Annotated in this window: 7 protein-coding genes; 3 read left to right on the forward strand and 4 right to left on the reverse strand. The window is 48.2% G+C overall.

The window, feature by feature from the left end; translation table 11 throughout:
* The first annotated feature begins 140 nt into the window (after window positions 1-140).
* The 3 genes from E0486_RS16730 to E0486_RS16740 all read left to right on the forward strand — a co-directional run bounded on the left by E0486_RS16730 (window position 141) and on the right by E0486_RS16740 (window position 3,559).
* On the forward strand, window positions 141-1,271 hold the full coding sequence (locus E0486_RS16730) for an ImmA/IrrE family metallo-endopeptidase (protein WP_131853894.1): 1,131 nt from the start codon (window positions 141-143) through the stop codon (window positions 1,269-1,271).
* Window positions 1,272-1,276: 5 nt separating this feature from the next.
* Window positions 1,277-1,771, forward strand: coding sequence for a DUF4411 family protein (locus E0486_RS16735; RefSeq protein ID WP_131853896.1), 495 nt, complete (start codon window positions 1,277-1,279; stop codon window positions 1,769-1,771).
* A gap of 345 nt (window positions 1,772-2,116) precedes the next feature.
* Window positions 2,117-3,559 carry a DNA sulfur modification protein DndB gene (locus E0486_RS16740; RefSeq protein ID WP_131853898.1) on the forward strand — a complete coding sequence of 481 codons (1,443 nt, stop codon included), beginning with the start codon at window positions 2,117-2,119 and terminating at the stop codon, window positions 3,557-3,559.
* A gap of 436 nt (window positions 3,560-3,995) precedes the next feature.
* On the opposite strand, the gene E0486_RS16745 is transcribed toward E0486_RS16740, so the two are convergent.
* From E0486_RS16745 to istB, 4 genes are all read right to left on the reverse strand, one after another.
* The gene (locus tag E0486_RS16745) at window positions 3,996-5,246 is read right to left on the reverse strand and encodes a hypothetical protein (protein WP_131853899.1); all 1,251 of its coding nucleotides are present in this window, start codon (window positions 5,244-5,246) and stop codon (window positions 3,996-3,998) included.
* 519 nt (window positions 5,247-5,765) lie between these two features.
* Window positions 5,766-6,053: a helix-turn-helix domain-containing protein gene (locus E0486_RS16750; RefSeq protein ID WP_131853901.1), complete on the reverse strand. Its 288-nt coding sequence runs from the start codon at window positions 6,051-6,053 to the stop codon at window positions 5,766-5,768.
* Between the two features lie 88 nt (window positions 6,054-6,141).
* On the reverse strand, window positions 6,142-6,378 hold the full coding sequence (locus tag E0486_RS16755) for a hypothetical protein (RefSeq protein WP_131853903.1): 237 nt from the start codon (window positions 6,376-6,378) through the stop codon (window positions 6,142-6,144).
* A 233-nt stretch (window positions 6,379-6,611) separates the two neighbouring features.
* A partial coding sequence (istB, locus tag E0486_RS16760) for an IS21-like element helper ATPase IstB (RefSeq protein ID WP_131853905.1) occupies window positions 6,612-7,265 on the reverse strand: 654 nt, incomplete at its 5' end.

Consider the following 7,265-nt stretch of genomic DNA (forward strand, 5'->3'; position numbering starts at 1 on the left):
GATCGCGCGTCAAAAGTCGGAAGGCACCTGCGCCAAAATTGCTAAATTATTTAGTAATTTGCGAGGTTCTAAGGAGCTTGGTGTGATAATGGTCAGGAGCTAACCTTGGGTATTACCTTAATAACCATATTTTTGAAAAGATGAGCATCCACGTTGACATAAGTCCCTCGATGATCACCTGGGCTATACACAGGGCTGGGTTCTCGTTGGATGACTTTGCAGCCAGGCTTCCTCGGGTGACTGATTGGATCAACAACAAGAAGAAACCGACTTTAAAGCAGTTGGAGGACTTCTCCCACAAAGTGCATGTTCCCTTCGGCTATCTTTTCTTAGACACACCACCAGCTGATCAACTTCCAATACCATACTTCCGAACTGGTGACACCGATGACAACACGGTTAGCTTGAATCTTTTTGATACCATCCTCTTGATTCAAAGGAGACAGGAATGGCTATCACAATACTTACAAGAAGGAGGTATACAGCCCCTACGCTACGTCGGAAAGTACAATGTCAGAAGCAGCGTTCAGGAGATCGTCGCTGATATAAGAAATACTTTGGGCCTAAGCCTTGACTGGGCACGTCGATTCGCTACTTGGGAGGAAGCTCTTGGTGAGTTATCAGAACGGATCGAAGAGGCTGGAATTGTGATCACTTTCAACAGCGTGGTTGAAAACAACACACATAGACCCATTACTGTTGAGGAATGTCGGGGCTTTGTTCTTGTTGATGCTCATGCTCCCTTCATGTTCATAAATGCCGCTGATGGAAAAGCTGCTCAAATGTTCACGATTGTCCACGAGTTAGCCCATATCTGGACTGGCAAAAGTGCAGGGTTCGACTTCAAGCAACTTCTGCCAGCTAACGATCCCATCGAAAAGCTATGCGACCAAGTAGCTGCGGAATTTTTAGTGCCCCAAGCTCTGTTTATTCAGGAGTGGGTCATAACGAAAGACTTCAGGAATTTAGCCAGAAGGTTCAAAGTCAGCCCCATTGTAATCGCTCGGAGAGCTTTAGATCTAAAGAAGGTAACACGAAGAGAGTTCTTTGACTTTTACAACGCCTACATTAATCAAGTTCAGGAAAAGAAGGACAACCAGAGCAGTGGTGGCGACTTTTATGCCACTCAAAAGAGACGCTTAAGTTTGAGGTTTACAGCCCTTGTGGACAGAGCGGTCAAAGAGGAGCGCTTGCTGTATCGGGATGCTTATAGGTTGACAGGTTTGAAGGGAGACACATACCAAAATTTTGTCAACAAACACCTCGTATAGTAAGAATGGCCAGCTTTGTCGTTGATAGCAACTTCTTCATCCAAGCTCATCGGAATAACTACCCTTTGGACGTGGCAACCAGCTTCTGGTTGAAGGTGAAGGACTTAGCAACTGCTGGTCACATAATCTGTATTGATAAGGTAAAAGACGAAATTTATAAAAACGAAGATGATCTCAAAGGTTGGTGCGTAGGAAACCTTCCGAGTAACTTCTTTCACGATACAGCTACGATATTAGCAGATTATGGAAGGGTATGTACCTGGGCAGTTTCAAAAAGCTCTCATTACTTACAGAAGGCACTCGATGAATTTCTAAATGCAGAAGAGGCAGACGCATGGCTGGTATCATTTGCATTAGCGAAAGGAATCAAGGTTGTCACTTATGAGACAAGCAACCCAGCTCAGAAAAGTAGGATCAAGTTACCTGATGCATGTATTCCCTTCAGTGTACCCTTTACCAATACTGTTGGAATGTTTCGAGAGCTCGGTATCACATTCTGATCCACTCAAGTACACCCAATGGATGGGCTTAATGTAACCCCGCCTTCTCATCGTTACACCTTATTGGGGTAAAAAATCGCACAATCGATTTATAATCAATTTGTTAGTTGCTTCTTGTCTCTGAAATCCTTCGCTTATATTGTATGTTTCCTGGTCAGTAAGGCGTACCCCTATGATGGTGCTAATGCCTTCCGTGATCGAAAGTTGCTTGGCCTGAAGTGTAGAATACAGTCACCTCATTCATCCCAGGGATAAATTTTTGACCCATCTGAGTGTTCATATTTTTTCCCTGGGAAATTTTTGGTTTATCCAGGGAGGCTCATATATTTGCCTAAACTTTAGTACATGGAACAGAAATACGAATTCGCAAACAATGTCGTAGAAAGGAACCCTTTCCTCGATGATGTCTTCTCCGTGGAGCAGCCCATCGGCATTACATTCAACTGCACGAAGAACAACAACCTGGGCCGCCCGACCTTTACAACGGGTTTGAACATGTTTCAGATCTTCCAGCACACCGACGTTTCTAATGATCGCATGGCACCTGAAGAACAAAGCCAGCGTCCGCTCGATCTTGCGCATGCGAGAGGGTTAGCATTGTACATCCTGAAGGGATTGGTTGAGTCGGCGATTATTTACAAACGACGAAAGGGTGAGCCCGTGAACGAAAAGTTCGGCGAAATTATGGCCGAGCTTGGCACTCAGCCCTACTACACCATACCGCCGATGGTGGCTAATGTTCGTAGCCTCCGTGTTGAAGATATTCGTCCGTTGCATGATGCAAATCATCGTGTAGTCGGTTATCAGATCACCTTACGTAATGGTGATGTTTTGTGGATCATCGATGGACAGCATCGAAGGAAAGCTATTGAATTGGTCTACGACTTCCTCAGTGACGTGACATCATTTCACAAATACCCCAAGCCTTCGCTTTACCCGACTAAGTCAAAAGAGAAAATCTCAGCCGATGAGATTGCAGTTTGGAACGCATGTAAAGAAGTAAGCAAATGGTGTGAAATTCAAGTAGAATGCCATATAGCATTGGACATCGAGCAAGAGCGTCAGGTCTTTCACGATCTCAATAACCGCGGCAAAAAGGTGGATAAGAGCCTTTCGCTCAAATTTGACAACTCCAACCCAATAAATTCATATAGCAGCACTGAACTTGAGCCACATATTTTCGATCCACGCGGCTTCTCGGTGATCGAGAAGGATGAGGTGGATTGGGAAGAAGTGAAACCGAGCATATCGCGTAAGCAGCTGGTTGGCGTCAACGCAGTACTTTTCCGTAATAAGAATAACATCAATGGCGCATTGCCTACCGAAGTAACAGAATACAAAAAGCAAATTGCGAATCAGTTTTGGCACCAGATCTTAGACATTCCCGCGATCCTGGAAGAGAAACACAAACTGAAAACAACAGCGGCCCAACCCGTCGTCCTTAAAGCTCTCGCAAAGTTGTATTTCGACTTCTTCTTCGGAAAGAACGATGAATTACGAACAGAAGAGAACCAACAAAAACTGATCGACGGTATTAATGATTTCGACTTCTCTCACACTAACCCTGCTTGGCGGTACTACATCCTTAAACCTGAGGAACGTGCATTACATGGTCTGGAGGCCCTCTCTGTTTATCTGCCGAAGGACGATGAAGGTAAGATCCGAGATTTAGGTGCGTTTGACGAAAAGTCTCAAACATTCCGCTTTCCGCGTACACACAACGACGTCTACCCCTTGATCGGTGACATTCTGCGATGGCACTGTAAGCTGCCATCTCGCAATAAGTAAGCTAAAACCCCGCATTCGCGGGGTTTTTCATGCTACGTGCTCGCTTGGCAAGCAATTAATTCGGGAGATCATACAGCATAGTCTCTGTGCCGCGATAGGCTTCACTTTTCGATGATCTTCTGCGCCTGCTCGGGCATATCCGAAGTTTATGATCTTCTGGCTATCCCAAAAAATTTTGAAGACCGCCCCCCTGATGTTGAAACTGTAGATCCTGTAGGGTCTCGCGTTTTGGACTTTGGGATTGACCCTTGACTACCGCCCTCCCGCGGCGCCCCTCCCTCGGGGATACGGTCACAAAAAGTTCGATTTCTCGTTCTGGCCTCAAACTTTTTTCGTTACTATTCACTTGTAAATGCAGACCTGAAGCGAACTTCAACCTTAATTGTTGTTTCGTAGACCTCGGTAATTAGACTATGAAAAACCACCTCTTTTTTAGCTATTCTCGTTTAAACTTGGGGTAAAACTCATACCTGCCATGCATTGAACGCTTGATCAGATCTTCCGCGAGCTCAAGGTGATCCTGGCAGCTGACGATGATTGAGTCATGTAACGAGAGTGCTGGAAAGCCCATTTGGATAAGTTCTTTCAACACGCCGTCAATCATAATCTCGGCTTCGAGGCGCTGCAACTTAACAGCGAATTTTGCATGCCCTCCCTTTTTAATTGAGTTGATGGCCACGGCAATCGGACGGTACATGCTTTTGAACGCTTGCTTGATTGGCCCGCCCCGCGCTCGAACGCGGGAGAAGAATAGTTGTCTGAAAAACTCTCGTTTGAAGTCACCCCTGTTTGCTTCTGTCAACTCTATGCCAGACTTCTCCGCAAGTGTTTCATAGAACCTTCCACTCAGTGCAGTAGTTCGGTAACGAGTAAGAGCCGCTGGTTCTTTGAAGCCAGCGCGACCAGCTCGGGCCTTCAGGTGGTTCGTAATCACAGCTATGCTGAATACGATTTGTGAGTTGACGAGATCGGTCATCATCATCGGCTTACCGTCAAAATTTACGAAGCGACGGTGCGAACGCTTCAGCGATGTGAGATTGGTATATATGCGGCTTTTCGGGTCGGGTCTCCGAACGAAGAGTTCTCCAATCAAAAGCCCGAATAGACCAAGATCCTCGTATTCAATTTCGATATGCTCGAACAGGTCTGAGTACGACGCACCAGCTCCCTTCCCCTCACGGTAACGAGCGATAAGTTGATCCAGATATTGGTTCCCGTATTTGGCCGACAGGTACGATAATCCACCCTCGTTCACCCTAACAAACCGCTTGATCGTCTCGAATTGATTCTTGAGCAGCGGCTGGCCTTCAAATGCCTCAAATTCGCGCCTAAGAACCTTTTTGATGAAACGCCCGTCAGTCGATGCTAAGGGCCATATTTTGGGCCTGTAGCCGCTTCTGAGGGGGTTTAGCTGATATGTGCACGACTTACCCGCTTGGTGTCGCTTGATTTTCGTGACGATCTGCCAGCCGAGTAGATGCTTTATGATCTGCGATGCTTTCTTGTTCGGTACCGCAAGGATTTGTGCCAGTTTGTTGCGGTTGAGGGTCACCCCTGTTTGCTCGTACATATCTGGAAACGCGATTCGGAGAGTGATGATGCGATGGACGACGTATCGGTATCGAAACTGGTCCTGGGGATTCGAAACTTCGAACGCCTTGAAATACAGTTGGAGATCAGCCTCCATCCCAGGAAGGTAGATCAGGTTGAATGTCAGTTTAGACTTGCTGGGTATGCGTCTACTACGAGTCTCCATAGGTATTTGTCGGTTTTCTGAATTAACTCCTCGATGATGTGCTGAACAGGTCCGTCATGTAGTCGGTCTATGTAATCTTTTGTACCAATGACTCGCGCTCTCTCTCGGTTATTGACCGTGATGTCGTAAGAGTCGACTACATCCACGACAAATTGGGGAAGCAGGTACCACTCCAAGTGATCGCCGAAGTCTTCTGCGCAGAACCGCGGCCAGTCGAAGTGATTGAATGCTTGCTCGAGGCGAGGTTTCAAGTGGCCGATCACGTGATCGCCCATGTAGTGAACACTCGGAGACGTCTTTCTGCAAATGCTGATGGTAATTCCGTAGAGTGTGTGAGTGGCGGTTTTGCGAGAGTCTGCATGCTGTATGATGCCAGCGAGGATTATTTGAGGACCGTGCACGATGCGGCCCTCACAGGTGTGCATTTTGAACATAGGATAGGATTTGGGCTTATTTAAATGTTTTGATAGCCTTGAGACACCCCTCAAGCTCGTTCAGCTTGTAACGGACGCGGGAACCGATTCTGTGACCCTTCACGATCCCACTTTTCGACCATTCATTAAGGGTCACCAATGAAACGCCGAGAAATTTCGCGGCTTCCTTTCGGGATAACAGGTCGGTTGCCGTAGGCACAGGTGTGATGGCGGTCAGAAGAGGCCGCAGCTGGTTAATGAGATCCTCGGTGATCTCCTGTTTGAGTTTGTCCAGTGGGACATTGGTGAGAACGATGTTTTCCATTTGCTGTTTGTTTCAGCAAAGGAATTACATGCTCTCTGGGGGAAAACTATGGGGAGTCCCCCATTTTGAAAATTGCCGCCAGTGGTGATCAGGCGCCGCCAATGGTTCGCTTGAAATTCTCGATAAATGACTGATTTTTGGATGCCTTCAGCGGGTTGTTGCTGTCCTTGAGGTCATCTCGAAACAGAGGTACCATTCCCTTTCTGATCGTGTCTTCATTCAGGCCCGAGAACGAACTGATGATCGCCGCGGCTTTACGGTAGTTGATCACGTTCGCGATTTTGCATTTGTCGGCTACGAGCTGCAATACCCCAAGCTCCCACATGATGGCAAGTTTCTGCGCGGCGTTCTCTGGGATCGGAACATTGCTTCCATCTGCATGCGCCGTTCAAACTGACCACCCTACGCCGGAGCAAATTGACCACCTGATATCGTGGCGGAGATTCGGCACATATTACTGGCGCAACTAATTTGAGCAGGCATCTTTTGGCGGTTAGGTAATGTGGTTTATTCGGGGCTGTTTTTAGGCTCCCTTCTTCATCAAATTTACGGGTTCTCTCAACTAGTGGTGGCTGTCCTTCGTTTGCGCATGGACTCTCCTTTAAGTTCCACGCGGTGAGCGGCATGGACGATGCGGTCCAGGATGGCGTCGGCCACGGTATGTTCGCCGATGATGTCGTGCCAGCCCGACACAGGTACCTGCGAGGTGATGATCAGCGAGCTCTTACCATGGCGGTCTTCTACCAGCTCCATCAGTGCGTTGCGCCCTTGAGCATCGAGGGGCTGCAGGCCAAAGTCGTCCAGGATCAGTAGCTGCTGCCGCTCGATGCGGGCTACTTCCTTGAGGTATGATCCGTCGGCTTTACTCATTTTCAGGCGCGACAAGAGCTTGGGCATGTGGTGGTAGATCACCTTGTAGCCACAGGCGCAGGCATGGTAGCCCAGGGCGGAAGCCAGGTAGGACTTGCCCGAACCCGTGGATCCGGTAATCACTACAGGTTCTGCCTTGTCGATAAAGGTGCAGGCCGCCAGCCGTTCCACTTGTAACCGGTCCAGCCCACGGCCCTCGCCGTAGTGCAGTTCTTCCAGGGAGGCGCGGTAGCGGAAGCGGGCGAGTCGGATGCGCTGGTCGATGGAGCGGTTCTGCCGCTCGTCCCACTCGGCCTGTACCAGCTCGTGCAGCCACTCATCCGGGGTAAGGGTCGTTACCCG

It is taken from the genome of Flaviaesturariibacter aridisoli (assembly GCF_004343705.1).
In the GTDB taxonomy this organism is placed as follows: Bacteria; Bacteroidota; Bacteroidia; order Chitinophagales; family Chitinophagaceae; genus Flavisolibacter; species Flavisolibacter aridisoli.